25 protein-coding genes and 1 tRNA gene are annotated in these 23,608 nt (G+C 45.8%); 10 read left to right on the top strand and 16 right to left on the bottom strand.

The window, feature by feature from the left end:
• Window positions 1-95 precede the first annotated feature (95 nt).
• The gene (locus tag FHW36_RS01070) at window positions 96-401 is read right to left on the bottom strand and encodes a hypothetical protein (protein WP_145660910.1); all 306 of its coding nucleotides are present in this window, start codon (window positions 399-401) and stop codon (window positions 96-98) included.
• Window positions 402-595: 194 nt separating this feature from the next.
• On the opposite strand from FHW36_RS01070, the gene FHW36_RS01065 reads away from it, so the two are divergent.
• Window positions 596-1,192: a hypothetical protein gene (locus FHW36_RS01065; RefSeq protein WP_145660907.1), complete on the top strand. Its 597-nt coding sequence runs from the start codon at window positions 596-598 to the stop codon at window positions 1,190-1,192.
• A 59-nt stretch (window positions 1,193-1,251) separates the two neighbouring features.
• On the opposite strand, the gene FHW36_RS01060 is transcribed toward FHW36_RS01065, so the two are convergent.
• A complete protein-coding gene (locus tag FHW36_RS01060) occupies window positions 1,252-1,647 on the bottom strand; it encodes a nuclear transport factor 2 family protein (RefSeq protein ID WP_145660904.1) in 396 nt (131 codons plus the stop codon).
• A 142-nt stretch (window positions 1,648-1,789) separates the two neighbouring features.
• Between FHW36_RS01060 and FHW36_RS01055 the strand changes: the two genes are divergently transcribed.
• Window positions 1,790-2,785, top strand: coding sequence for an AraC family transcriptional regulator (locus FHW36_RS01055; RefSeq protein ID WP_145660901.1), 996 nt, complete (start codon window positions 1,790-1,792; stop codon window positions 2,783-2,785).
• Here FHW36_RS01055 and FHW36_RS01050 read toward each other — a convergent pair.
• The gene (locus FHW36_RS01050) at window positions 2,773-3,360 is read right to left on the bottom strand and encodes an SMI1/KNR4 family protein (RefSeq protein ID WP_145660897.1); all 588 of its coding nucleotides are present in this window, start codon (window positions 3,358-3,360) and stop codon (window positions 2,773-2,775) included. The two genes, FHW36_RS01055 and FHW36_RS01050, sit on opposite strands and share 13 nt — an antisense overlap.
• 144 nt (window positions 3,361-3,504) lie before the next feature.
• Here FHW36_RS01050 and FHW36_RS01045 point away from each other — a divergent pair, with 144 nt between their 5' ends.
• On the top strand, window positions 3,505-3,786 hold the full coding sequence (locus tag FHW36_RS01045) for a hypothetical protein (RefSeq protein WP_142684896.1): 282 nt from the start codon (window positions 3,505-3,507) through the stop codon (window positions 3,784-3,786).
• A gap of 57 nt (window positions 3,787-3,843) precedes the next feature.
• Here FHW36_RS01045 and FHW36_RS01040 read toward each other — a convergent pair whose 3' ends face one another.
• Window positions 3,844-4,689, bottom strand: coding sequence for a helix-turn-helix domain-containing protein (locus FHW36_RS01040; protein ID WP_145660894.1), 846 nt, complete (start codon window positions 4,687-4,689; stop codon window positions 3,844-3,846).
• An 85-nt stretch (window positions 4,690-4,774) separates the two neighbouring features.
• On the opposite strand from FHW36_RS01040, the gene FHW36_RS01035 reads away from it, so the two are divergent.
• Together FHW36_RS01035 and FHW36_RS01030 are read left to right on the top strand one after the other, a co-directional pair.
• Window positions 4,775-5,173 (top strand): DoxX family membrane protein, encoded by a 399-nt coding sequence (locus FHW36_RS01035; RefSeq protein WP_145660891.1) that lies wholly within the window; start codon window positions 4,775-4,777, stop codon window positions 5,171-5,173.
• Complete coding sequence (locus FHW36_RS01030; protein ID WP_145660888.1) at window positions 5,173-6,114, top strand: polysaccharide deacetylase family protein; 942 nt, start codon at window positions 5,173-5,175, stop codon at window positions 6,112-6,114. Before FHW36_RS01035 ends, FHW36_RS01030 begins: the two co-directional genes overlap by 1 nt.
• Window positions 6,115-6,222: 108 nt before the next feature.
• On the opposite strand, the gene FHW36_RS01025 is transcribed toward FHW36_RS01030, so the two are convergent.
• Window positions 6,223-7,299: a DegT/DnrJ/EryC1/StrS family aminotransferase gene (locus FHW36_RS01025; RefSeq protein ID WP_145660885.1), complete on the bottom strand. Its 1,077-nt coding sequence runs from the start codon at window positions 7,297-7,299 to the stop codon at window positions 6,223-6,225.
• A 191-nt stretch (window positions 7,300-7,490) separates the two neighbouring features.
• Here FHW36_RS01025 and FHW36_RS01020 point away from each other — a divergent pair, with 191 nt between their 5' ends.
• Window positions 7,491-8,135 carry an acetyltransferase gene (locus FHW36_RS01020; protein ID WP_145660882.1) on the top strand — a complete coding sequence of 215 codons (645 nt, stop codon included), beginning with the start codon at window positions 7,491-7,493 and terminating at the stop codon, window positions 8,133-8,135.
• Here FHW36_RS01020 and FHW36_RS01015 read toward each other — a convergent pair whose 3' ends face one another.
• Window positions 8,136-8,792, bottom strand: a complete 657-nt coding sequence (locus tag FHW36_RS01015; RefSeq protein ID WP_145660879.1) for an alpha/beta hydrolase family protein — start codon at window positions 8,790-8,792, stop codon at window positions 8,136-8,138. It abuts the gene before it with no gap.
• A 232-nt stretch (window positions 8,793-9,024) separates the two neighbouring features.
• Between FHW36_RS01015 and FHW36_RS01010 the strand changes: the two genes are divergently transcribed.
• On the top strand, window positions 9,025-9,768 hold the full coding sequence (locus FHW36_RS01010) for a hypothetical protein (protein ID WP_145660876.1): 744 nt from the start codon (window positions 9,025-9,027) through the stop codon (window positions 9,766-9,768).
• Window positions 9,769-9,863: 95 nt separating this feature from the next.
• Here the strand turns inward: FHW36_RS01010 and FHW36_RS01005 are convergent.
• From FHW36_RS01005 to FHW36_RS00960, 10 genes are all read right to left on the bottom strand, one after another.
• Window positions 9,864-9,935: transfer RNA gene (locus FHW36_RS01005), tRNA-Arg, on the bottom strand.
• A gap of 57 nt (window positions 9,936-9,992) precedes the next feature.
• Window positions 9,993-11,807: an AMP-dependent synthetase/ligase gene (locus tag FHW36_RS01000; protein WP_145660869.1), complete on the bottom strand. Its 1,815-nt coding sequence runs from the start codon at window positions 11,805-11,807 to the stop codon at window positions 9,993-9,995.
• A gap of 33 nt (window positions 11,808-11,840) precedes the next feature.
• Window positions 11,841-12,128, bottom strand: a complete 288-nt coding sequence (locus FHW36_RS00995) for a 2TM domain-containing protein (RefSeq protein ID WP_145660863.1) — start codon at window positions 12,126-12,128, stop codon at window positions 11,841-11,843.
• 82 nt (window positions 12,129-12,210) lie between these two features.
• Complete coding sequence (locus tag FHW36_RS00990) at window positions 12,211-12,876, bottom strand: YceI family protein (protein WP_145660860.1); 666 nt, start codon at window positions 12,874-12,876, stop codon at window positions 12,211-12,213.
• A 63-nt stretch (window positions 12,877-12,939) separates the two neighbouring features.
• Window positions 12,940-14,595, bottom strand: a complete 1,656-nt coding sequence (gene paaN, locus FHW36_RS00985) for a phenylacetic acid degradation protein PaaN (protein ID WP_145660857.1) — start codon at window positions 14,593-14,595, stop codon at window positions 12,940-12,942.
• Window positions 14,596-14,690: 95 nt separating this feature from the next.
• Entirely contained in the window at window positions 14,691-15,767 is a 1,077-nt protein-coding gene (locus FHW36_RS00980) for a tetratricopeptide repeat protein (protein WP_145660854.1), read from the bottom strand.
• A gap of 199 nt (window positions 15,768-15,966) precedes the next feature.
• Window positions 15,967-17,211 (bottom strand): DUF1015 domain-containing protein, encoded by a 1,245-nt coding sequence (locus FHW36_RS00975; RefSeq protein ID WP_145660851.1) that lies wholly within the window; start codon window positions 17,209-17,211, stop codon window positions 15,967-15,969.
• A gap of 137 nt (window positions 17,212-17,348) precedes the next feature.
• Window positions 17,349-18,422, bottom strand: a complete 1,074-nt coding sequence (gene serC / locus FHW36_RS00970; protein WP_145660848.1) for a 3-phosphoserine/phosphohydroxythreonine transaminase — start codon at window positions 18,420-18,422, stop codon at window positions 17,349-17,351.
• Between the two features lie 193 nt (window positions 18,423-18,615).
• Window positions 18,616-19,596: a zinc dependent phospholipase C family protein gene (locus tag FHW36_RS00965; protein WP_246121034.1), complete on the bottom strand. Its 981-nt coding sequence runs from the start codon at window positions 19,594-19,596 to the stop codon at window positions 18,616-18,618.
• 97 nt (window positions 19,597-19,693) lie between these two features.
• Window positions 19,694-20,302, bottom strand: coding sequence for a DUF502 domain-containing protein (locus FHW36_RS00960; protein ID WP_145660842.1), 609 nt, complete (start codon window positions 20,300-20,302; stop codon window positions 19,694-19,696).
• A gap of 156 nt (window positions 20,303-20,458) precedes the next feature.
• Between FHW36_RS00960 and FHW36_RS00955 the strand changes: the two genes are divergently transcribed.
• The 3 genes from FHW36_RS00955 to FHW36_RS00945 are packed head-to-tail and all read left to right on the top strand — an operon-like array spanning window position 20,459 to window position 23,590.
• Window positions 20,459-21,070, top strand: a complete 612-nt coding sequence (locus FHW36_RS00955; RefSeq protein ID WP_145660839.1) for a TetR/AcrR family transcriptional regulator — start codon at window positions 20,459-20,461, stop codon at window positions 21,068-21,070.
• A gap of 4 nt (window positions 21,071-21,074) precedes the next feature.
• Window positions 21,075-22,433, top strand: a complete 1,359-nt coding sequence (locus FHW36_RS00950) for a TolC family protein (RefSeq protein ID WP_145660834.1) — start codon at window positions 21,075-21,077, stop codon at window positions 22,431-22,433.
• A gap of 35 nt (window positions 22,434-22,468) precedes the next feature.
• Window positions 22,469-23,590: an efflux RND transporter periplasmic adaptor subunit gene (locus tag FHW36_RS00945; protein WP_145660831.1), complete on the top strand. Its 1,122-nt coding sequence runs from the start codon at window positions 22,469-22,471 to the stop codon at window positions 23,588-23,590.
• The last annotated feature ends 18 nt before the right edge of the window (window positions 23,591-23,608 follow it).

Here is a 23,608-nt window from a genome sequence, read left to right as displayed (position 1 = left end):
CGGCGCTTGTAACGGCAATGGGCAAACGCCAGGCTGTTGGGAGATAAAAAAGCCGGACGGTTTCCCTGGTCCGGCTCGTATTATAGGTTTAGTAATTAGTCTTTTTTCTTGTTATGTATCTGCGATTTTTTCAGATATACCTTTTTGCCTTTGTCGTCTACGATGTATTTCCTGTCTTTTTTATCGATGTATACCGTTTCACCATTGGGTCCTTCCTTGCCTTTGTAAATTTTGTCTGTAACTGCTGAGGTTCCTTTTACAGCGATAGAAGCGGTTTTGTTCCCTACTTTCTCAGCCGTTTTTTTGATGCCCTGGGCGGCTGCGGGATGGCTGGTGAAGGAAAGAGCGGCTGCTGCAATGGCTGCAAACAGGTAGGCGGTAATATGCTTTGGAGTTTTCATGTTATGAGTACTATTAATGTTAAAAAAATGTTTCCTTGATAGATATATTTTCAACAATAATGCCATATTGTTTGTTCATTGAAATACATCCTTTTATGGGTGAGTAGCTGATTTGTTGAAATAGTATACTGGGGATTTTCCCCGTATCTGATCGCTTTATTCTTCGTATATTCATTTGCGATATTGTTATGCCCGTGAAATCATCGAAAAAAGGTCTGTATCTATCTGTTCCTACACCTTGCGAGGAGAATTGGAATGACATGCCCCTGTCTTCAGTAGGACGTTGCTGTGGCAGCTGTCAGAAAACCGTAGTCGATTTCTCCTTATTATCAGATGCTGAAATTTTTGCTGTTATTACTAACAGTAAAGGAACTGTTTGTGGCCATTTTGAACCATCTCAGCTGGAAAGAGCGATAATGCCGGGCGTGTCTGCCCGTCATTATTTCGTGCCCGCTATGCTCCTGAGCGCCGGGCTTACCCTTGGTATTGTCACTACAGGGCATGCCGAATCCAGAGAGCTGGAAAGGGTAGAAGTGGGGATTGCGCCCATTGCCGAAGACTCTGCCTCACCCGATGCGAAAATAAAGCAGTTGCCAGAGGTAGTCGTCACATCATATGTTACCAGGAAAACATATAGGGTTACCGGTACTGTTTGTGTAACGGAAAGCACGGCCAGGCAGGAGAACGAGCCGATGTATTATTCCGGAAGAACTATATCGCCGCGTGGCGATGAGCAGCAGATGCCTGCCCAGGAGGAAAAAAGGAAAAAACGCTTCCTGTTTTTCAAATAAAAACACCTTCCAGGCTGCCCGTAGCCCGGAAGGTGTTACCCATGCTGTTTTCTGATAGTTTAATTACCCCAGAAGAAATCTTCCTGCTGGATATCAGCCGCAAATATTTTAGCCGCTACAATCTGGCCGTCTTTTACCGTATATACGTCCACGTTATCGGTATGTAATGTGGCGCCCGGCCGGCTGGCTTTCCAGGTAAGCACCACAGAAGCCTGATCGCCATTAACGGCAATTGTTTTTACATCGGCCAGCGACATGGTATTTTCTGATACGCTAAACATACCGCCTACCATTTCAAATACGGCGCCGCTGGATTGCTTAGTACCGGAAAAACGGTTGCTGCCTGGCTGCTCCCAGCTGATATCAGGATGTAGTAACGCACCTAATTTTTCAAAATTCAACTGCTGTACTGCCTGCACAAATTCGGTAACTACCTGTAATGTTTGCTTTTCCATTTTTATAGTTTTTAGTTGTTGATAAATTGATAATGCAAAACTACTTTCCGGAGCAGGCGTATCACTTACCTTTATACGACAATTGCTTACCATTTAACGACAACCTGATTTTTGTAAGTAGTTAGAAGAATACCTTTACAGCATGAAACAGCTAGTATTAAGTATGATTGCTTATGCCGTACAGCGGGACGCAGACATGGTGCAGCTATGCAAACTGTCGGGCATTGATGTAGCCGCTCTGAAAAAGCAGCACGCAGCGCCAGTATCTGCGCAGCAGCTGCAGGACTTATGGCTGAATGCCAGCCGGCTTACCAACGATCCCTTGTTTGGGCTGCACTTTGGAGAATCCCTGCAGCCTGCGGCATTGGGTATAGTAGGACAAATCATCCAGAGCAGCGCCACGGTGGGGGAAGCCATCACGCATGCAGCAGCCCTTACGCACCTCGTAACGGACCTCGTGCGTATGGAGATAAGCCGTAGTAGTAAAGCATTTGCGGTAAAGCTGATACCTGCGCAGGATCATGGCGCCACGCCGCCTTTTGCTTTCCGGCAGTTGATTGACTTGCTGATGGTGATGGTTATCCATGAACTGGATGGGCTATTGCTGGAAAAAATTACTCCCGAAGCAGTGCGCCTGGCCTACACAGTACCTGACCCCGCTGAATATGAACGGGTATTCAGGTGTAAGCCCATAAAACGCAACGGGGAATACGCGCTGGTGTTTGATATCAAGTATTGGGAGGAACCGCTTTTAACGGCTAATTATGAGCTGCAGGAGCTCTTGCTGAGGAAAGTAAGCAGTATGCCACAACCGGTGCCTGATTCCCAAAATCTGCAAACAAGGATTTATAATTACCTGATAGCTAACTCTTACCTGGGTGTTTCTTCGCTGGACGATATTGCGGCCAACTTCAATGTAAGTCCGCGTAGCCTGCAGCGTAAGCTGAAAGAGGAAGGGGTAAAATACCAGGATATTGCGGATGCGGTAAGGCGTTCACTGGCAGTTTATTATATTTCTTCTGGTAATTATCCGCTGAAAGATATTTCCTGGATGCTTGGTTATAATGAGTTGAGCGCGTTTACAAGGGCTTTTAAGCGGTGGACGGGCAGTACGCCGGTTAATTATCAGTCGTTGTAGTTCAGGAAGGTGTCTTTATGTACAATTCCCCATTTTTTAACGAAAATATACTCTCCTTTTTCCAGTGCGGTGAGATAGTCCCCCAGCCAGGCCTCAAAGGAAGGCGCTAAAATGGCGCGGTGGCTGTCGTCGTGCCAGAGGGTGATGATCTGGCCATGTTTACCGCCGGGCGCCGGGTCCAGGTCAATGCAGAGGTGATTGCCGAAGCCGTCGCTGGTAAAGGGGATCCAAAGAGGATTCCACCAGTCGTTTTTTATACCGGTATCCGGCGTAGATTGAATAGGCTCGTCACGCCAGGTGAAAGTGCCGGCATCCAGCTGATCTTTCCAATGATACCATTGTGCGGTAATGTCTTCTATACTGAGCAACTGATCGGCATCTACCAATCCAGCCCTGGCCTTCTGCTGGCCATCATGAATAGCATAAAAGGTTTTGAAAGCGGGTGGTAATGCCGTTCCAATAAGTTTTTCAAGCGACTCCACCGACTCAAAAGAAGCGCCGGAACGAAGGAGATTGAGCAGTCTGGGGGCATGCTGAGTCATCCAGTTCTCCCATCTGATCCAATATTGCTGCATACGGTATGGGTTTTAACGACTATAAAGATGTGAAATTTTATCAATAATTTTATTCATTCTCACTGTATGTTTTTTATTAGGTAATTATCAATAATTTTGTATTTCTTGTAAAGCGTACAACATCATTAAAAAAATAACTCCTTTATGGCACAGTTACCTAAATTTCTGATTGCAGATGATCCTGTAACAGATCCGGAAAATGAATATATTTTTCATACCGAAAAACCCCGCTTCTTCGCCAAACGTGTAGAAGAAGACGAAGAAACTGCCTACATTGATATCATTCACGAAATCGACAATGTAGAAGAGTTCTACAAAAACGCGCCGGAAAAGAAACAGGAACTGCTGGAGCAGCTGGAAGACTGGTACTACTCCTACATGGAGTGGCTGGAAGATGATGGCGAAGAAGAAGAGGACGAAGAATAGTAACAATGAACGGTAAAAAGCGACACCATCCAAGGAGGTGTCGCTTTTTATATGCACTTAATTCGCCTGTGCAGCCAGCTCTTTCCTAAAGGCAGAGGGGTTGATCCCCTTATATTTTTTAAACATCCTGTTGAGGTGACTCTCGTCTGTAAAGCCCAGCTCATCTGCAATTTCACCTACCCGCATACTGCTGTACTGCAGCCTTGTTTCCACCAGCTTTAGCTTATACTGCATAATATATTGTTGTAAAGTATCGCCATTATTGCGTTTGAAATATTCGCTTAGATAGGTGGGCGAGATATTGAAATGTGCCGCAATCTGGTCGGCCCTTAGCTTTTCCGGCGCATAAATGTGTTCATGTATGTAATGCAGGATATTGAGCGACGCCTCATTCCGGGCCGGATGTTTAGGCTGTTCGGGCATTTGCAGCAATATATTCCGGGCTATCACCATAATGATAGTATTCACAATTTGCTGCGCCATTTCCCGGTGATAGGCCTGTTGATTCACTAATTCACGTATCAGCGCCTCAATCAGTGCTTTTACCAGCGGTTTATCATTTCTGTTCTTCAGTATACAACCTGGCAGGTGGTTGTGATTCTGGAAAATAAACTCCAGCTGCTGGATCCAATCTTTATGCTGATTTTGCAGGTAGATGTTGTTGAAGCGGATAAAGAAGAATTTAGTGCTTTCCTGCACTTCAAAAGAGTGGCAGTCCTGTGGGAATACCAGGAACAGTTTTCCCGGGCTGTAAGGTAGCTGGTTTTTGTTGACGCATTGTATACCACTGCCTTCTACGATATATACCAGTTCGAAAAAATTATGTTTGTGAGGATCTATCGGACACTCCGTGCACTCCCGGTATTCTATTTCGAAAGGTTGATATAAGTTCTCTTGTAGCATACTTGCAAAAGTACAGAATGATCCTAAAAATGTACAAATTATTTCCCGGGGAGCTAGCTGATCTTTGTGGTATAAACGCACACTAATGGAAAATAACGCTATCGTATTCTTTTTGCTCCGCCTGGCGGTTGCCGCCAGTATGTTCGGACACGGTTTGGTAAGGTTACCTAAATTAAATGGCTTCAGCGCCTGGATGGTAAAAAGTTTTGAGAAATCCATGTTGCCTGAGATAATGGTGGTACCCTTCAGTTATACATTGCCCATCGCTGAATTTGTGATAGGCTTGCTGCTCATCCTGGGCCTGTTTACCCGCGTTTCACTGATTGGTGGAGGCCTGGTAATGGTGCTGCTGATATTTGGCACCGCTATGATAGAAAACTGGGAGGCCCTGCCTTCTCAGCTTATTCACGCCGCGTTCTTCGGCATATTGCTGGCTTTCATCCAGTACAACACCATCGCAGTTGATCATCTCATTAAAAAATAATGGCTACAAGAAAAGAGTTCCTGAAAACAGCCGGCCTGGTTGGATTGGCCGGCATGGTAAATCCAGTTAGTATGGTGGCTGCAACGACAGCGCCCCAGCGCCAGCAACGCTCCGGCTGGGCCGACGGCTCCCGCCTGGTAATATCCGTATCCATGCAGTTTGAAGCAGGCGGACAGCCAGAACATCCGGAAAGCCCGTTTCCGCAGAATATGCTGAAAGGCTATAAGGACTGGCCCGCTAATACCTGGTACGAATACGGTTACAAAGAAGGTATTCCCCGTATGCTGGACAACTGGGACAAGCACGGTATTAAAGTGACTTCTCACATGGTGGGCAGCGCGGTGGAAAAGAATCCGGCGCTTGCCAGAGAAATTGTGCAGCGTGGACATGAGGCCGCGGCACATGGCCGCGATTGGTCATCGCAGTATATGTTGTCTTATGAAGAAGAAAAACGATTTATTAAGGACGGAGTAGAGGCAGTGAAGAAAGCCACCGGTGCTACGCCCGTGGGCTACAATGCCAACTGGTTGCGGCGCGGCGATAATACGCTCACCATTCTGCAGGAGTTGGGATTTTTGTATCACATAGATGATCTCAGTCGTGATGAACCATTTATAACGAAAGTGAATAACATCGATTTTGCCGTAGTGCCCTATACGTTGCGCTGTAATGATATTCAACTGATCACCGGGCAATGGTTTTCGACCGACCAGTTTTTGCAGCAGGTAAAAATGGAATTTGATCAGTTGTATGAAGAAGCTGCTCATCGCCGCCGCATGATGTCTATCAGTTTTCATGATCGTATAGGTGGATCGCCACAGATGGTAAAGGCCACCAGTGAGTTGTTTACCTATATGCAACAACATGCCGGCGTAAGTTTTAAACGGAAAGATGAAATTGCTAAAATGGCCCTGGCAGATAAACATACCATCAGAGAATAGCGGCGCCCGCGTAACCAGGTAGGTCAGTATAGGCCACCTGGTTATTTGTTAATGGTGGCTACGGCGTTATAAAAGAAGATCAAAGTGCCAGCCACTTTGATCTTCTTTTTATATGTTTTTCAGAACCACTTTCAGGATCAGGTCCTGGTCTTCCTTTCGCAGGGTGTGATACAGTGGTAAGCATAATACTCTTTGTGCAATCGACTCGGAGTTTGGACAACTATTGTTATCTACATAATTAATCGTGTTAAGCGATGGAAAGAAATATCTTCTTGGCTGTATGTACTGCAAATTGAGCGCTGCCATCACTTTCAGCAATACGGCTTCACTTTCAAATACCACCGGGAAATAGGCGCAGTTGAAATCGCATCCTTTGGTGATGGTTAACAATTGCACTTTATTTGATTCCTGCAAGGCCGCCTGGTATCGATGCCATTGGGCTTTACGTGTTTTGAAGATTTCATTCATATGCTCCAGGCAGCATAGCCCCATAGCGGCATGGAATTCAGAATTTTTAGCGTTAATGCCGATACCGTCAAAAGTAACAGGAGAGGTATGGCCAAAGTTGCGTAGCAACGCCATGCGGTCAATCAGTTCAGGTTGCGTAGTAAATACCGCACCTCCTTCCACCGTATGAAAGATTTTGGTGGCGTGAAAACTGCAGGTACTGATATCGCCGTATTCAAAAACAGAACTGCCATTGTAAAGACTTCCAAAGCAGTGAGCGGCATCATAAATAACTTTCAGCTGATGTTTTTTTGCGATGGCTTGTATCTGGTCTATGTTGCAGGCATTACCAAAAACATGGGTGGCCAGGATAGCCGTTGTTTTTTCGGTAATAGCAGCTTCTATCTTGTCTGGATCAATATTGAAAGTAAGCGGATCGATATCTACAAACACCGGTTTACAATTCTCCCAAACAATAGTGCTGGTAGTAGCCACATAGGAGAAAGGCGTTGTAATCACTTCCCCACTTAAATCGAGCGCTTTAATGGCTATTTGAATGGCAATGGTGCCGTTGGAAAGGAACAGCAGGTTAGATGCATGCAGGTACCTTTTAAGGCTGCTCTCCAGCTCATTTACCAAAGGCCCGTGGTTAGTGAGCCACTGCCGGTCCCATATATCGTTGAGATACTTATTGTATTCTTCTCTCGGCGGAAGAAAGGGTTTAGTTACTGGTATCATCTGGCTTATATTACAAATCCTCCGAATTTATAATTATCGGGAGGAGTGAAGGTACAAAGATTGTATATAAAATACGGGTAGTGGAAGATATTTATATATAAATTATTGATTTAATGGATGTAGTTACTGTTCTGCAATTTTCATACATTTAAATCCTAAATATCTTCAGTTATCTTACCAACAGGAAAAGTATGACGGGCAACAACAAGAAAATATGCATTGTGGGTGCAGGCGGATTTGGCAGGGAAGTACTTTGTTATATCATGGATACCATGGATAAAAAACAGGCGATTGCCGATAGGGCCTGTTTCATGGTAGACGATGAATACTATATCGAAACAACCGTAATGGGCGTAACCGTCATCCCGTTTTCTGCTTTTGATGCTTCACTGTATGATGTGGTGATCGCCATCGCTGATCCCGCGGTAAGAAAAGGAATCGTGGACAAACTACCAGTTGATACTACATATGCCACCATCATACATCCTGCTGCCTATATTTCCCAGCAGGTAGAAATTGGAGAAGGCAGCATCATCACTCCTGGCGCCATCGTTAGCCTGAATGCGAAAATTGGGAAACACGCGCAGCTGAATCATCATACCACCCTGGGCCACGACTGTGTAGTGGGCGATTTTTTTACCACCGCGCCCGGCGTAAATATCAGCGGCAACTGCCATGTTGGGAATGGAGTGTATGTGGGTACCAATGCCGCCGTACGACAAAAAGTCAAGATTACAGATAATGTAACCATCGGTATGGGAGGCATCGTGGTAAAAGATATTTTGGAAGAAGGCGTATATACAGGGGTACCAGTGCGGAAGTTGGTGAAACGGTAGTTACTTCAGCACTTTCTCTACCCATTGCTTAGTCTCACTTACCAACAACGACATCACATCTTTCTTCCCTGCCTTAAAAGAATGGTCAGCTCCTTCCAGCTTCACCAGCGTAGCTTTCCGCAAAGACTGGCATACCGTTTCAATCAGTTCCCAGGTAGCCAGTGTATCCTTGCTGCCCTGTAAAAAAAGCATTGGTATTTTGAGTGCTTTCAGATGCTCAGCACGTTCAGTACCAGGCTTGCCAGATGGATGAAGCGGAAAGCCATAGAAAACAATACCCTTAGCAACGCTTTCCGGATGCATGGCAAGATACTGGGAGCTCATTCTTCCCCCGAAAGATTTACCGGCAGCAAACAGGGGTAGCTTGGGATGTAATTCCTGTGCCTTTGTAATCGCCGCCGCTATTGTTTCATGAGCTACCGCCGGAGCATCAGGCCGGCCTTTTTTATTTTCAGCAAAGGGGAAATTAAACCGTAAAGTAGCAATGCCTGCCTGGGCAAGCGCATCGGCCAATGTTTCCATAAATGAATGGTCCATTCCTGCTCCTGCTCCATGTGCCAAAGTGAAAATGCAGGTGGGTTTATCTGGTGCGATGTATTTGGCTGAAACCGCACCTATGGAAGGAGAGACGATTAGTGTGAAGGATTGTATTTTCATGATGAGTGCAAAATTAAATCATGTTCACGATATACTTTCCATGTTCAGTTATGTGAGTGTTAAACGACTTAAACTTTGTAGAAAAAGCCTATTATTGTACCCGAAAGGTAACTAATGTAACCCGTATATAATCTATAGCATTTAACCTGTTACATCATTGTTGGCACCCTCGACTTATAGTGCTGATCTAAATTATTAACCAATACAGGAGTTTTACGTCCTTGGATGTTTTATGATAACATCAGCCGCTTCGGCGCAATCTATTTTCATAAAGGGCATTGGTGCCGCCAGCATTGGTTCAACAACGCTGCAAGTGACGCTGGCAGTAAAGGAGGACATACCTGTAAAGAAGGGATTATTTAAACGCGCATCAATTTTTTCTTTTTTCTTTTTCTTCTCATTATTATTGTTGATCTCTTGTAATGATTATATAAAACCCACACCTGAAAGATATAAGTACATCAACCAGCATTTTTCCGTCAAGGACTATACGGAAGATAGCATTGCTGTAATGAACACATTAAATAAAGCCTTGGAACAGAATATAGGTCCATTTAGCGCAAAAAAGGCGTATAATACCAAGGCTACATCTATTTACTTAGATACTATGTTATATGGTCCCGATAAGGAAGGCATTGTTGTTTTTATTATCACGGAAACGGATAGAGAGAAAGTCGAACACTATGGTAACGACACGTTGAAGTATCTCTATGGCGCCAACTATTTATTTGGTTTGAAAGATAAGGTATCTAAACAGACACGGTTATTTGATTATGGCGCAGTACGTTTTGTTAACTTTCATAGTTATAAAACAGCCAAAGAGGTGCTCTTTGAATATTGTTTTGGCAGACGAGCTACTGATAAACCATGGAACGATCATGAACCAATGTATAATATGGATGATGTAAGATTTTGGAGTGGAGATCAGTTTAATGCAATCAGATTTGATACATCTTTCATCCATTTGGAGGAATAATGATTATTTGGGGACGCATTATTATTTCATGATCACCTTGTAAAGAAAACGCCCAATCTCAGCATTACTGAAACTGGGCGTTTAAATATTCTTCGTAGCCTCAACAGGGATCGAACCTGTATCTAAAGTTTAGGAAACTTCTATTCTATCCATTGAACTATGAGGCCATTGTGTTATCCCGATTCCGGGATCGGGTGGCAAAAGTAAGGGTTTTAAATGAAAATTTAAAGACTTTCTATATCTACTTTTCCATTGGCAGGAGCGTAAATACTGTCAATTTCTGCTTTGTACTTCTCCAGGATTACTTTTCGTTTGGCCTTCAGGGTGGGGGTTAGTTCGCCGCCATCCACGGTCCATTCTTTGGGAAGCAGTACAAATTTCTTTATCTGCTCAATGTGGTTGAAGAATTGATTGTACTTCTCTACGGCCTGTTTGAAAAGATCCTGTACATCCGGGTGTTTCAACAGCTCTTCGTTGGAATTCGCCGTAATGCCGCGTTTTTGGGCCCAGTTCTTCAAATTGGAGAACGAAGGAACGATCAGGGCAGCGGTAAATTTACGGTCTTCACCTACTACCATGATTTGTTCTATGTAGGGCGACTCCTTAAACTTATTTTCAATGGGCTGAGGCGCTACGAACTTGCCACCGGAGGTTTTGAACAGTTCTTTTTTGCGATCGGTGATCTTCAGGAACTTATTATCAATGAGTACGCCTATGTCGCCGGTGTGGAACCAGCCGTCTTTGATGGCATCGGCGGTAAGATCGGGGCGTTTGTAGTAGCCAATGGTGATATTAGGCCCTTTACATAGGATTTCCCCATCTTCCGCCAGTTTTACTTCTATGCCGCTGATAATGGGGCCTACGGTGCCAAACATACGGTCTTCCACGGTAATGCGGTTAACGCTGATGACCGGCGACGTTTCGGTAAGGCCATATCCTTCCATAATGGGGATACCGCCGGCAGTAAAGATTTTGAGTAACCGCACCTGGCAGGCGGCTGCGCCGCTCACAATAGCCTGGATATTGCCTCCCAAAGCAGCTCTCCATTTACTGAAAATCAGTTTGTTAGCTAGTTTGAGCTGCAGGTTGTACCAGGCGCCCTGGTCTTTATTGATTTCGTATCGTTTGCCTAAGTCTACTGCCCAGAAAAACAGCACCCGCTTAATACCTTTAAGTTCCAGGCCGGTGGCCATAATCCGCTCATATACTTTTTCCAGTAGCCGTGGTACGGTAGTAAAAATGGTCGGTTTTACTTCCTTCAGGTTGTCCCCAATGGTATCCATACTTTCAGCGTAGTAAATAGGTACGCCGGTGGTGAGATACAGGTAGGTCACCATCCTTTCGAAGATATGGTTCAGGGGAAGGAAGCTCAGGGCTTTGGCGTCTTTGTTTACCGGCAGATAGGGCTTACAGGCCAGCACATTGCTCATGATGTTGTGATGGCTCAGCATCACACCTTTGGGCGTGCCGGTGGTGCCGGAGGTATAAATGATGGTGACCAGTTCTTCGGACGAAATATTTTTCTTTTCTTCCTCTATCTGTGCAAAATCCGCTTCATCGGCCATGTCCAGTATTTCTGTCCAGTGGCGGGCGCCTTCTACTTTGTTGAAGGTGAAAATTTCCCGGATGGTGGGAAACTGATCACGCAGTGCGGTTACTTTGTCGAGCAGGTCTTTGTCACTCACAAAGAGAATACGTGCTTCTGCGTCATTGAGTACATAAGCCAGTTCGTGTTCACTGATAGTAGGATAGATGGGGGTGAGCACCGCGCCCAGCTGTTGTACAGCGAGGTCGGTGAGCAGCCATTCCGGCCGGTTAGGTGAAATAATGGCTATTTTATCTTTTTCTTCATTATGTTTAATACCTGCTCTGATGCCTAATTTGAGCAGGCCTGAACTAAACCGGAGAGTAATGTCCGCTACTTCCTTTGTGCTGTATTTTCTCCATTCTCCGTTTTCTTTACCGGCCAACATATCTGCTTTGGGATAGTTGGTGAGTTGGTAAGCAATTACGTCAAATAGTCGCTGCGGTTGATCCATATAGCTGTCGAATTTCGTTTTAGTTCAATGATATCAGGGTCGCGTATGTTGTTGTTCTTTCAGCTTTTCATATTCTTTCAGCGCGTCGCCATAAGGGTCTTTATGGTAGGCATTGAAATATTGAAAAGCGAGTGCGCTGCCCCATCCCAGCGACGTCCATACTGGCCAGGGGGTACCATGCAATTTATTACTGTCTGTCAGAAACCAAACGGCCCATAATCCCAGGTTAATAACAAGGTAGATAATGAGATGAGATTTAAACCTGGCCCTGGCTTTCGCTATGCGCCATAGTCGTTCATCTCGTTCTTGGGAAGTTTCCATCGCGGTCAGTTTTAGGTAGTAGTGGTGATACTAAATTTAAAATATTTTATTGGCTTCGCGCAGAAAAAAACGAAAAGCGAACTTAACGGGTGGCACTAATATCGAAGGAAATATTTACCTGTGAGTTGATCAGTTTGTCCTGCAGCGATTTGTCGGCCCGGTAACTGATTCCCCACTGGGTGCGGTCTATATTGAAGTTAGCCACTGCCCTGATTCGGTGCTTACTAAAGCTGATGATGGCCGGGAAGGAAATATTTTTGGTGGCATCCTTCAATGTCAGGTTGCCATTGATAGTGTGAGTGGCATTTTTTAACGTAGGTAGATCGCCTACTGCTGGTTGAAAAGGCGTTACACGGGTAATTTCAAAAGTGGCACGGGGATATTTTTTAACATCAAAAAACATTTGCCCTTTCAGTTCATTTTCCAGTTTGTGTTGCATGGCGGTATCCGGGGCCAGGTCAACATCTTGCAGGGAATTCATATTGATGATAAACTGTCCACCGGTAATAGTGGAGTCTTGTGCATAGAGTGCACCACCTGCCAGTTTCAGGATACCATGGTGTTTGCCGGTAGGTTTGGTACCTACCCACTCCACCCGGCTGGCGGCCGTGTCGGGCAGATAAGCATTACCTGTTCCGGGTTGCACGGTCTGTGCTTCGGTAATCGTAGCTTTGTCAGCTTTGGGCGCCTGCTCACATGCTATGGTATAGCAGGTGGCAACGAAAATGACAGATAGCAGTTTTCTCATAAATACATATAGGCTTTAAACAACAAGCGCCCCTTGATGCCGGGACGCTTGCCAATATTTTTGTTATTCAGCCAGTTCCCGGTTGCCTACCCACACAAATCGCTTCACAATAAATTCCTGGTTGGTAAAACTGGCGTTCCCCGCCGGATTACCACCGGTAACATGGAAGTCGGAAAATGCAGCATGCTGATTCACCCAAATGAACCCGGTAAGGTTAAAGGATACAGGGGTGAATACGCTGTTCATTTCTTCTTCTATTTTGTCTTTGGTCTGCTTGTCGGTAGAATAGGCGGCACAGGTGATAGCGCCATATTTAACGGCCATTTGTTTGGCCAGTTGAACGCTATGGTCGGTATCCCTGGTTTTAATGATCAGGATAACGGGGCCGAACAGCTCTTTTTCATAAATAGCTGTATCGGCGCTGCTTACTTCCAATATGGTAGGGGAGCATATCCTCGCCTTGTTAAATTCTTCGTTGGTTACCGGACCGCCTTCCAGTATTACTTTACCGCCCAGGTGCCGGGCCTCCTTGGCCCTGGTCAGGGTTTGGTCGTTTTGTATGGCGCCCAGGGTGCCTGCTCCCATTTTTGGATGATTCACCAGGCCTACTACCGCGTCTTTGAGCTGTTGTACTACTTCGTTGAAAGGTACGTGCCCGTTGGCAGTATTGATCCCGTTTTCAGGAATAAAGAAGTTCTGTGGCGCTGTACACATCTGCCCGGAATACAGGCTAACGGAAAAAGCCAGGTTCTCAATCACGGGCCCCAGTTCTTTTACGCTATCCAATATAACGGAATTAACGCCCGCTTTCTCCGTAAATACCGTCTTTCCTGGAAGGGATTCTATATAATTGCCAAAGGCGCTACCGCCGGTGTAGTCAATGAGTTTTACATCGGGGTGTTCGCATAGCTCCTTGGTAATCAGGTGATCTGAGCTATCGGCTGCCAGTTGGCAGATATGAGGATCATAGCCATTGTCCCGCAATGCCTGTTGTATGGCGCTAACGGCGATAGCTATAGGAAGAACAGCTTTCGGATGCGGTTTTATAATGACCGGGTTGCCGGCAATCAGGTCGGCATATACACCAGGCAGGGTATTCCATACCGGGAAGGTAGAACAGCCAATCACTACGCCGATACCTTTGGGAATAGGCTTAAACGTTTTATACAGCCGGATGCTGATTTTGCCCATTGGCTTTTCCCATTCCAGGTGAGGAGGGTAGCGTTGTAACTCGTGGTAACCGGTGGCAATGGCTTCGAGGGCACGATCGTTGGCATGTGGACCAGAGGCCTGGAAACTCATCATAAAGCTTTGCCCGGTGGTATGCATGGTGGCATTGGCGATATCGAAGAAATAATCTTTGATACGTTCCAATGTCTCGGTCAGGGCGCCTGCTCTTTCTGCTACCGGCAGCTTGCCCCAGCTTTTTCCTGCCTCGGCGGCTTTGCTAAGTAAATCGCTGACCGCAAAAATGGGATAGCTCACGCCTAAAACTTCCTGGGTGTAAGGAGATACCTCTTCTCCGCTCCAGCCTGTTTCTCCGGTTTGCAATAACTGTTTGAAGGGTTTGCCCAGCAGTTGCTGGTAACTTTGAACACCCTTTGCATGGGCTTCTTCACCGTAAGCTTTGGGATGCTCCGGGTATTGCGAGTAAAAAGTTCTTTCGTGGTTCGCCTTTACCGCGTTGTTGATGGTGTTTTGGTGTTTGGTAACGAGCATATTCAGATTTTGAGATTTACAATTTACGGATTTAGTCATTCAGTTGCTACAGCAACTAAACGACTATACGGGTAAATCCAAAAAATATCCAAATACTAGTACCCCGAATTAATCAGCGTAAACTTCCCATCGTTGTAATACTCATCCGGTCTTGGCTTTAATGGGTAGCTGCGTTGAAATTGCAGGAAGGCATCGTAATCCTGTTTGTGTAATCCTACCCAGGCTTTATAGTTGGCCTGGTTGGAAGCAGGACCAAATAACCATTGGTTATAAGATTCAAACATACCTTCCTGCAACAGGTTACGCTGAAAGTCGAAGAGCGCATACGGATACTTCATACCATAAAAATTAAACCAGTCCAGCAGAAAACGGGTACGTACCATTATCAAAGCATCGGGATCTATTCCACCCGTTACTACGCTGATCTGTTTGCCCATGCAGGCTTTATAGGCCTCTGCGAAGTCGCTGCCGCCACCTCTTTTTCCTTTTTTATCGTCGGTCAGCGCGCTTTCAAACAGCGATGGATCATTGAATAATTTTTTATAGGATTCCAGTACGATGTTCCTGATTTCTGCGGTACGGGTAGTGAAACTTTCCATATTCATGAAGGTTTCGCCGTACAGTATGCACCAAAGCGGATTGTTACTGTAGCTGTATGTTTTGGTGGCATTGTAGTAGTTGCCCGGAAATCCCGGATCCTGCTCAATACCTTTAATCCAGCTCTTCAATGCGGCATCATACATTTTGAAGTTCATCTGCATATTGCCGTTGTCATTGTACAACTCTCCGCTGTTAGGGAATTTACGGATGCCACGTTCGTAGATGCGCTGTGCCGCTTTCCATTCTTCCCGTCCTATAAAAATATTACCAGCTATCTGGAATGTCTGTACGTCTGCTTCTTTGCTGTTCAGCAAAGGTTCTATCACACTCTTGGCCTTTACAAGGTCTCCTTTCAGGTAAAAGGTAAAGCCCAGTTGCTTTTTATATTCAAAATTGTCCGGCTCCAGTTGTAAGGCCTGGTTCAATACCAGAATAGCATTGGAATAATCTCCGGTACGTATAAAGCCGGTGGCCGTATTGTACAATTCTTTGGCATCCTGCGCCACTGCTACCTGCGAAAATAAAACTCCTGCAACTATAAATGCTTTCAATAAAGAAGACCGCTTATTCATTCCTTGTCTGTCGTTTGTTGTAAAAGTAAGGAAAATGGGGTAATGTGCCGCCAATCAATCGATCCGCAGGTAGACAAAGAAAATGCCAGTTTTATATTACCCTAAATGATAATCTGAATAAATGGGGGAATATGGGCAAAATTAAAGCGTCCCCCACTTAGAGGGGGACTAATGATATTAAAACAACATTAAAACGACATTAAATAGTATGAGTGATGAGCCCATCGCGGAGCTTCGGCTCAAACCAGGTGCTTTTGGGCGGCATTACGTTGCCACTGTCGGCAATATCAAATAATTGCTGAATGGTAACCGGGTACAGGGCAAATGCTACTTTCATTTCTCCGCTGTCTACACGTTTTACCAGTTCCCCGAGTCCGCGGATACCTCCTACAAAGTCGATGCGCTTATCAGTGCGCTGGTCTTTGATGCCCAGTAGTTTGTCGAGCACATTATTGGAAAGGATGGTAACATCCAGGATGCCAATTGGGTCGGTGGTATAGGTGCCTTCTTTGGCTACGAGGCGGTACCATTTGCCTTCCAGGTACATACTGAATTCATGCAGCATGGTGGGCTGTTGTGGCAAATGACCGATTTCTTCCACCGTGAAATCGTAGTCGAGCCGGGACAACAACGCCTCTTTGCTCAAACCATTGAGGTCTTTTACCACCCGGTTGTAGTCCAGGATAGCCAGCTGGCTGGCCGGGAATATGGTGGTGAGGAAGTAGTTGATCGGATTTTCTATAGAAGTGATTTTACCGGCGGCTTCAAATTCCTTTTGTACCAGACTGGCGGAGGCGGCGCGGTGATGCCCGTCGGCAATATAGGTACAAGGTACTTTCTCTGCAAAGAGGGTCGTGATGTCCTGAACGATTGAAGGCGTATTTACCACCCAAACGGTGTGCTGGATGCCATCATCGGCAGTGAAATCGTATGCCGGTTTGTTATGCTCCTGCCAGCGGTCTACCAGGGCATTTAATTCCGGTACATCGTTGTAAGCCAGGAATACGTTCCCGGTTTGTGCCTTGGTGGTTTTAATATGATTGATCCGGTCCAGTTCTTTGTCGGGCCGGGTGAATTCATGTTTTTTAATGATGCCGTTGTTATAGTCGGCTATTGATGAAACGCATACCAGGCCGGTTTGCGCGCGGCCGTTCATTACCAGCTTATAGATATAATAGGCGGGTTGTGCTTCTGCGAAAAGTACGCCTTCCTGTACGAGGCGGTGGAGGTTTTCCGCAGCTTTGTCATATACCTGCTGACTATGGGTATCAATATTTTCGGGTAAATCTATTTCAGATTTAGAAACATGATAATATGAATACGGGTTACCGGCTGCAGCGGTTTTTGCCTCTTCAGAACTGAGCACGTCATAGGGCCTTGCTGCTACCTGGGCGGCCAATGCTTCTTTGGGTCTTAATCCATTAAATGGTCTGATAATAGCCATGATATAGATATATTATTTTTGAGGGTAAATGTTATAATAAAAATAATGATTTATCCCTAACGAATTACGGAGTTGCAGGGAGTTATCTATAAAATAACTATCCGCAACTCCGTAAACAGAGATATCTTAATTTTTTATCAGGCCTTTTTCAGGGAGAAATATTTCATGGCTTCTACCATCACTTCTACACTTTCATAAGGCAGGGCATTGTACATCGATACACGGAAGCCGCCGGAGAGACGGTGTCCTTTGATACCAACAATGTCTTCTTTCTTACAGAATTTCAGGAATTCTTCCTCCATTTCCGGTTTATCCATGATGAAGCAGGCGTTCATCTTGCTACGATCTTCCTTTACCACGGTGCCACGAAACAGTGGATTATGGTCTATTTCATCATACAGCAAGGCTGCTTTTTTATCATTGATTTTTTCAATGGCAGGAATACCGCCCTGTTCCTTCAGCCAGCGCAGTGTAAGCATGCTGATGTATACAGCAAAAACGGGAGGGGTGTTGAGCATGGAACCATTTTCAATATGATTGCGGTAATCCATGATACCGGGTATCTTACGGGAACTCACTTTGCCCAGGATGCTCTTGCGTACGGCTACCATCGTAGCGCCGGCGGCGCCCATGTTTTTCTGTACACCGGCATAAATCAGCGAGTACTTGTTAAAGTCCATGCTGCGGCTCATGATGTCGCTACTCATATCAGCTACCAGGGGTACGTCGGTCACCGGGGTCATATGCCATTGGGTACCATAAATGGTATTGTTGGTAGTGATGTGCAGGTAGCTGGCCTGCGGCGGAATGGTGAACTGTTTGGGGATGTGATTATAGTTGCTTTCTTTGGAGCTGGCTACTACGTCAACGTAACCAAACACTTTGGCTTCTTTGATGGCCTTGTTGGACCATACGCCGGTATCTACATATGCCGCTGTTTCACTGCTTTCCAGCAGATTCATTGGCACCTGCATAAACTGCGTGGTAGCTCCCCCATGTAAGAAGAGTACCTCAAAGTCGTCATCAAGCTGCATCAATTCCCTCACCAGGTTGCGCGCCTCGTCCATCACCGCTATAAACGGTTCCGTTCTGTGACCAATTTCCAGTATCGACATGCCTGACCCTTCAAAGTCAATCAGCGCTTTACTGGCTTTGTACAATACCTCGTTGGGTAATACAGAAGGACCTGCGTTAAAATTATGCACCTTCATGTTGCGATTCAGATTAAATTCATTTTTTGATCTTTCCACTTTGTTTTGGTTTTTCTAAGGAAACGGAAAAAAAACGGCACGGGTGTTTTAAAACCTGTAAGGCGCGTGGTGTAGGATAGGCTAAAAGATGGTATGGGCAAAGATAAAATTTCTTTTCTAATTATTTAGAATTACTATAAATATTTTAACGCGCTTACTCTTCTCTGACGGTTAGATTCCCTTTCCCCCACTGCTGTTGCAATTGTTCAAATGCCTGTAACTCCGATGGGGTAAGGGTTGTATGGCTCAGTGCCTGCAGGGACGGCTGTCCAGCATTGACCCAGGCGGTATACCAGGCAGCGGCTACCGCGCCAATAGCCTGCCGCATGCGGCGCTCTACCATGTCGCCCATAGACCGCGCATATGCTTTCGTATAGTCGTCGGCGTAAGTACGTACCAGCACGCTATTCCTGTTTTCATAAGCAAACCGGCGGCCTGCCGGAAACGCCTGGCTCAGCTGCTTCTCGCATCTTAGCACCGTATCCGCCGCCATGCCACTTACCCGGATCACGTCCCAGATATACTTCCGCGGCTCCGCGATATACGTGGCTTTCCCGGCCCAGTAACTGAATTCCTCGTCGGCCAGTAACTCAGGAATGCGCGACTCCCACAAACCATGGATGCCGGTTTGCCCAGTTAACTGCCCGTTGTGATTGGAGCAGGCATGCAGCGGCACATGCGCATCTGCCATGTAATGGCCCAATTCGGCCGATAAGCGCAGGATCCGCTGCTGGTCCCTGTCGCGGAACGCACCCGTAAGCAAAGCCAGCATCTTTTCAAGATGCCAGGGCAAAATACCATTCCGGTGCAGTGTATCGGCCGTATACCGCGCTACCGCATCAGCCCAGTTCCTGGGGATATTATTATACGGCGGTGCGTCAAACAAATCGATGTCGATGAAATGCCGTGGCGCCTCCGCCGCTACCGCATACCGGCGCTTATCAGGGTCAGTGGCATGCGTGGTAAGGTACTCCAGCTGCGGCTTATACAATACCATCATCTCCGGCGGCAGGCAAAATACCGCCAGCCGGTTGATACGCTGATGCGCAAAAAAGCCCCATGCACCCGCTTCGGTACATGATAATATTATTACACTAAAGATTACGGTAATACGTAAACAGGATTGGGTTAACATATAGCTATATTTTTGGGTACACGAATATAGCCAATTTAACAGTCTAAATATCCAACGGGTCGCGCTATTTGACACCACCCGTTGAATAACGGGATAATTAAATATTTGTGACACCTCCGCTTACGGCAAACTTCATTGCTTCGCCTGCAGAGATGTTGGTCAACGGTTTTACCCTTTCTTTAGGGACCATAAACACTTTACCGGTAATGGCATACGCATGCGGTACATATACTGCCATATAGCCTTCCAGGCCCAGGTGGCTGACATCGCTCTGGGTAATGAACCCCATTTCCCACACATCTATCCCATAAATCTGCACCAATACCGGGTGATCAAATTTTTTCTTCTCCCCCACAAATGCATCAAAAACGTCCTTGATGGAGGTATAAATGTATTTTATGAACGGAGTGCGCTCCAGTAAATGATCAAACAAATCAAAGATCCGCCCGATAATAAACGAAGAGCTGAGATAACCCACCACGACGATCAACAGTAATACCAGCGCAAATCCCACCCCCTTGTACTTCAGGAAGCTGAAGGAAGCATCCTCCGGGATGATCTCCTTGGGTATTATATTGTCGATGGTAACGAAAGCCCAGTATAAGGTTAACGCCGTAATCCCTATCGGTGCCAGGATGAGTAATCCCTGGAAGAAGTAACGCAACAGTCTCGATGCAAATACTTTAAATCTAAGCTTTGGCGACATGGTTCAAGATTAGACTGCAAATTAGATAATAAAGCGCAAAGCTACCACCGCTTAAATGAATGTTACCACATGTAAAAAATAATTACTGGAAACTTTGGAGGTTTGGAAAGTTTCCATAGTTTTGTGCAACATAACAAAGGTTATCCTGAAACAAGTATGGAAGTACAGGAACGCATCATGGACACGGCTTTTGGCCTGTTTCGTCAATTTGGTACCCGCTCTATCACCATGGACGATATCGCCGAAAGGATGGGCATCTCCAAAAAAACACTGTATGCTCATTTTACCGATAAAGATGATATGGTGACCCAAACCATTGACCGGTTCATCGCACAGGTGAGGGAAGAATGCTTTACAGACAGGGAACAATCTAAAGATGCAATACAGGAACTGTTCCTGGTAATGGATATGCTGGATCGCCGGATACGTAACATGAACCCGGTTATTATCCTCGATCTGCAGAAGTTTCATTCAAAAGCTTATCAACTGTTCCTGGACTACCAGAATAATACACTTACCACCATGATCCGCGAAAACCTGGAAAGAGGTATCCGCGAAAAGGTGTACCGCCCGGACCTGGACATTAAAATATTAACACAGTACCGGATCCATGCCTGCATGATTTGTTTTCAACCCGAAGTCTTCCCCGCAGGCTATGATATGATGAAAGTGCAGAAAGTATTGTTGGAAAATTTTTTATACGGGGTGGCTTCTCTGGAAGGATACCAGCTTATTGAAAAATATAAACAACTATCGCAAAATAAATAATACTATGCTATCAATCAAAAGGCTCACCAGTATGGCTTTTGTCGGATGGCTGCTGTTTACGGGTACTGCCGCCATTGCCCAGCAGCAGGTAAACCCGGAGCCCATCAGCCTGTCTGCCCAACAAGCGGTAGACTATGCGCTGGCTAACCAAAGCTCCGTCAAAACCGCTAAACTGGACGAACTGATTCAGTTGGCCAAAAACAAGGAAGTGGCCGGCCTCGCGCTGCCCTCCGTTACAGGAACCGGCTCTTACCAGTACAACCCAATCGTTCAGAAGCAGCTGTTCAATACCCGGAACTTTGGTTCTCCCATCGATTCCTTTGTTGCCGTATCATTCCAGCTTAAAAACAATTTGCTGGGTGAGCTCAGGGTAACCCAAACACTCTTCGATCCCAGTGTACTCGTAGCCTTGCAGGCCCGTAAAACACTGGAGATACTGGTGGCGCAGAACGTCACCAAAGCGGAAATAGATGTAAAATCTACCGTATACAAAGCCTATTATAATGTACTTTCTGCCAATAAAGCATTGGCTATTCTGTCTGAAAATATTGCGTCCCTGGAAAAAATCCTTGGAGAAACCAAAGAGATCTATAAAAATGGAATGGCGGAAAAACTGGACGTAGACAGGCTGGTAGTACAATATACCAACCTGCAAACGGAACAAACCAAACTCCGCAACCTGGTTGAACTTGGCACCGCCTCTCTGAAATACCAGATGGGTATGCCACTGAAACAACCTATAACGTTAACGGATACACTCTCTACAGAGAAAATTGTGGCCGATGTCCTGGACATGGATAAGTTCGACTACTCCCAACGTATAGAATATCAGTTGCTCCAGACCCAGAAGAAAGCGAATGAATATGATCTGAAAAGATATAAGATGAAAGGATGGCCGTCCCTGCAACTGTTTGGGGCCACAGGTTCCCTTCGCGGCAGCGATAAATTCGATTACTTCCAGAGCCAGGCATGGTATGGCTATATTAATACCGGACTAAACCTGTCGATCCCCATCTTCACCGGGTTACAGCGCAAACGACAGGTAGACCAGGCATGGCTGGCAGTGAAAAAAAGCGAAGTAGCTATTGAAAATACCAAACTGGGAATCGACCTCGAAAGAGAACAATCTTCCTCTACTTTCCGCAACAACGTACTGACGCTGGAAGCACAGGAAAAAAATATGCAACTGGCGCAGGATGTATACCACACCACACAGGTGAAATACCGGGAGGGGGTAGGTTCCAGCCTGGAGATGACTACCGCTGAAAATGATCTGCTCACTGCGCAGAATAACTATTTCACCGCGTTGTTCAACGCCATCGTTGCAAAAATAGACCTGCTGAAATCATACGGCAAACTATAGCTTAATCATTACAATCACTATTCACTACAACTCATATGACAACAAGATATTCTTTCCTGGTTCCCTTCCTCGCTCTGGTACTGGCTGCCTGTGGTGGTGGCGAGAATAAAGCAGCAAAACTGCAACAGTTGAAGCAGGAGAAAGTGAAGTATAATGAAGATATCGACAAGAAGATTGCCGCACTTGAAAAAGAAGTAGGCGTGAAAGATACCGTACTCAAAATGAAAGATGTAACGGTATCAGAAGTAAAAGATACCTTATTCGAACATTATATCGATGTACAGGGTAGTGTAGACGCCCGTGAAAACGTAAACGTGTCCGCCCGTGTACCCGGCGTGATTACCAGCATTCTCGTAAGAGAAGGCCAACAGGTAGCCAAAGGACAAATACTGGCACAGGTAGACGACCAGGTGCTGAGAGCCAATATGGCCGAACTTCGCACCCAGATGGACCTGGCTAACACCCTCTTCGAAAAGCAAAAGAACCTCTGGGCACAGAAAATAGGTTCTGAAGTACAATACCTGAATGCTAAAAACCAAAAGGAAAGCCTGGAAAGGAAAATGGCCACCCTCCAGGATCAACTGGCGCAAACCCGCATCATTGCTCCTATCACCGGTACTGTAGACGCGGTGATCGCTAAAGTAGGAGATAATGCGGCCCCGGGCACACCTGCCTTCCGCGTGGTAAATGCGAATAACCTGAAAGTAACCGCCAACGTGGCGGAAGCCTATGCCGGCTTTTTGAAAACAGGAGATGCCGTTATTATCGCCTTCCCGGATGTTAACCGGGAAATACGGAGCAATATCGGCTTCGCCTCCAGGACCATCGACCCGCTGAGCCGGACCATCAAGATTGAAGTGCCACTGAAACCCGATAATGTACTGCGTCCCAATATGATTGCACACATCCGGATTGTTGACTACACCGCTAAAAATGCAGTAGTGATCCCGGTAAGCGTTATTCAGTACACCTCCGGAAAACCATATGTAATCGTAGCGCAGAACACCAACGGCAAGATGATCGCCCAACGTAAAAGCATCGAAATGGGTCGCACGTACAACGATAAAGCAGAAGTGAAAAGTGGATTGACCAACGGTGATAAAATTGTGACTACCGGTTTTCAGGGGCTGAATGATAACGACCTGATTAAATTATAAAGCTGGCGATAACGGCTA

The organism is Chitinophaga polysaccharea, from assembly GCF_007829335.1.
GTDB classification, from domain to species: Bacteria; Bacteroidota; Bacteroidia; order Chitinophagales; family Chitinophagaceae; genus Chitinophaga; species Chitinophaga polysaccharea_B.
Note: the sequence above shows the minus strand (reverse complement) of the source record. Positions and strands in the feature narration are given on the sequence as shown.

Coding starts and splice junctions, on each gene's coding strand:
- FHW36_RS01070 (WP_145660910.1), bottom strand. CDS start 401: ATGAAAACTCCAAAGCATATTACCGCCTACCTGTTTGCAGCCATTGCA.
- FHW36_RS01060 (WP_145660904.1), bottom strand. CDS start 1,647: ATGGAAAAGCAAACATTACAGGTAGTTACCGAATTTGTGCAGGCAGTA.
- FHW36_RS01055 (WP_145660901.1), top strand. CDS start 1,790: ATGAAACAGCTAGTATTAAGTATGATTGCTTATGCCGTACAGCGGGAC.
- FHW36_RS01050 (WP_145660897.1), bottom strand. CDS start 3,360: ATGCAGCAATATTGGATCAGATGGGAGAACTGGATGACTCAGCATGCC.
- FHW36_RS01045 (WP_142684896.1), top strand. CDS start 3,505: ATGGCACAGTTACCTAAATTTCTGATTGCAGATGATCCTGTAACAGAT.
- FHW36_RS01040 (WP_145660894.1), bottom strand. CDS start 4,689: ATGCTACAAGAGAACTTATATCAACCTTTCGAAATAGAATACCGGGAG.
- FHW36_RS01035 (WP_145660891.1), top strand. CDS start 4,775: ATGGAAAATAACGCTATCGTATTCTTTTTGCTCCGCCTGGCGGTTGCC.
- FHW36_RS01030 (WP_145660888.1), top strand. CDS start 5,173: ATGGCTACAAGAAAAGAGTTCCTGAAAACAGCCGGCCTGGTTGGATTG.
- FHW36_RS01025 (WP_145660885.1), bottom strand. CDS start 7,299: ATGATACCAGTAACTAAACCCTTTCTTCCGCCGAGAGAAGAATACAAT.
- FHW36_RS01020 (WP_145660882.1), top strand. CDS start 7,491: ATGACGGGCAACAACAAGAAAATATGCATTGTGGGTGCAGGCGGATTT.
- FHW36_RS01015 (WP_145660879.1), bottom strand. CDS start 8,792: ATGAAAATACAATCCTTCACACTAATCGTCTCTCCTTCCATAGGTGCG.
- FHW36_RS01010 (WP_145660876.1), top strand. CDS start 9,025: ATGATAACATCAGCCGCTTCGGCGCAATCTATTTTCATAAAGGGCATT.
- FHW36_RS01000 (WP_145660869.1), bottom strand. CDS start 11,807: ATGGATCAACCGCAGCGACTATTTGACGTAATTGCTTACCAACTCACC.
- FHW36_RS00995 (WP_145660863.1), bottom strand. CDS start 12,128: ATGGAAACTTCCCAAGAACGAGATGAACGACTATGGCGCATAGCGAAA.
- FHW36_RS00990 (WP_145660860.1), bottom strand. CDS start 12,876: ATGAGAAAACTGCTATCTGTCATTTTCGTTGCCACCTGCTATACCATA.
- paaN (WP_145660857.1), bottom strand. CDS start 14,595: ATGCTCGTTACCAAACACCAAAACACCATCAACAACGCGGTAAAGGCG.
- FHW36_RS00980 (WP_145660854.1), bottom strand. CDS start 15,767: ATGAATAAGCGGTCTTCTTTATTGAAAGCATTTATAGTTGCAGGAGTT.
- FHW36_RS00975 (WP_145660851.1), bottom strand. CDS start 17,211: ATGGCTATTATCAGACCATTTAATGGATTAAGACCCAAAGAAGCATTG.
- serC (WP_145660848.1), bottom strand. CDS start 18,422: ATGAAGGTGCATAATTTTAACGCAGGTCCTTCTGTATTACCCAACGAG.
- FHW36_RS00965 (WP_246121034.1), bottom strand. CDS start 19,596: ATGTTAACCCAATCCTGTTTACGTATTACCGTAATCTTTAGTGTAATA.
- FHW36_RS00960 (WP_145660842.1), bottom strand. CDS start 20,302: ATGTCGCCAAAGCTTAGATTTAAAGTATTTGCATCGAGACTGTTGCGT.
- FHW36_RS00955 (WP_145660839.1), top strand. CDS start 20,459: ATGGAAGTACAGGAACGCATCATGGACACGGCTTTTGGCCTGTTTCGT.
- FHW36_RS00950 (WP_145660834.1), top strand. CDS start 21,075: ATGCTATCAATCAAAAGGCTCACCAGTATGGCTTTTGTCGGATGGCTG.
- FHW36_RS00945 (WP_145660831.1), top strand. CDS start 22,469: ATGACAACAAGATATTCTTTCCTGGTTCCCTTCCTCGCTCTGGTACTG.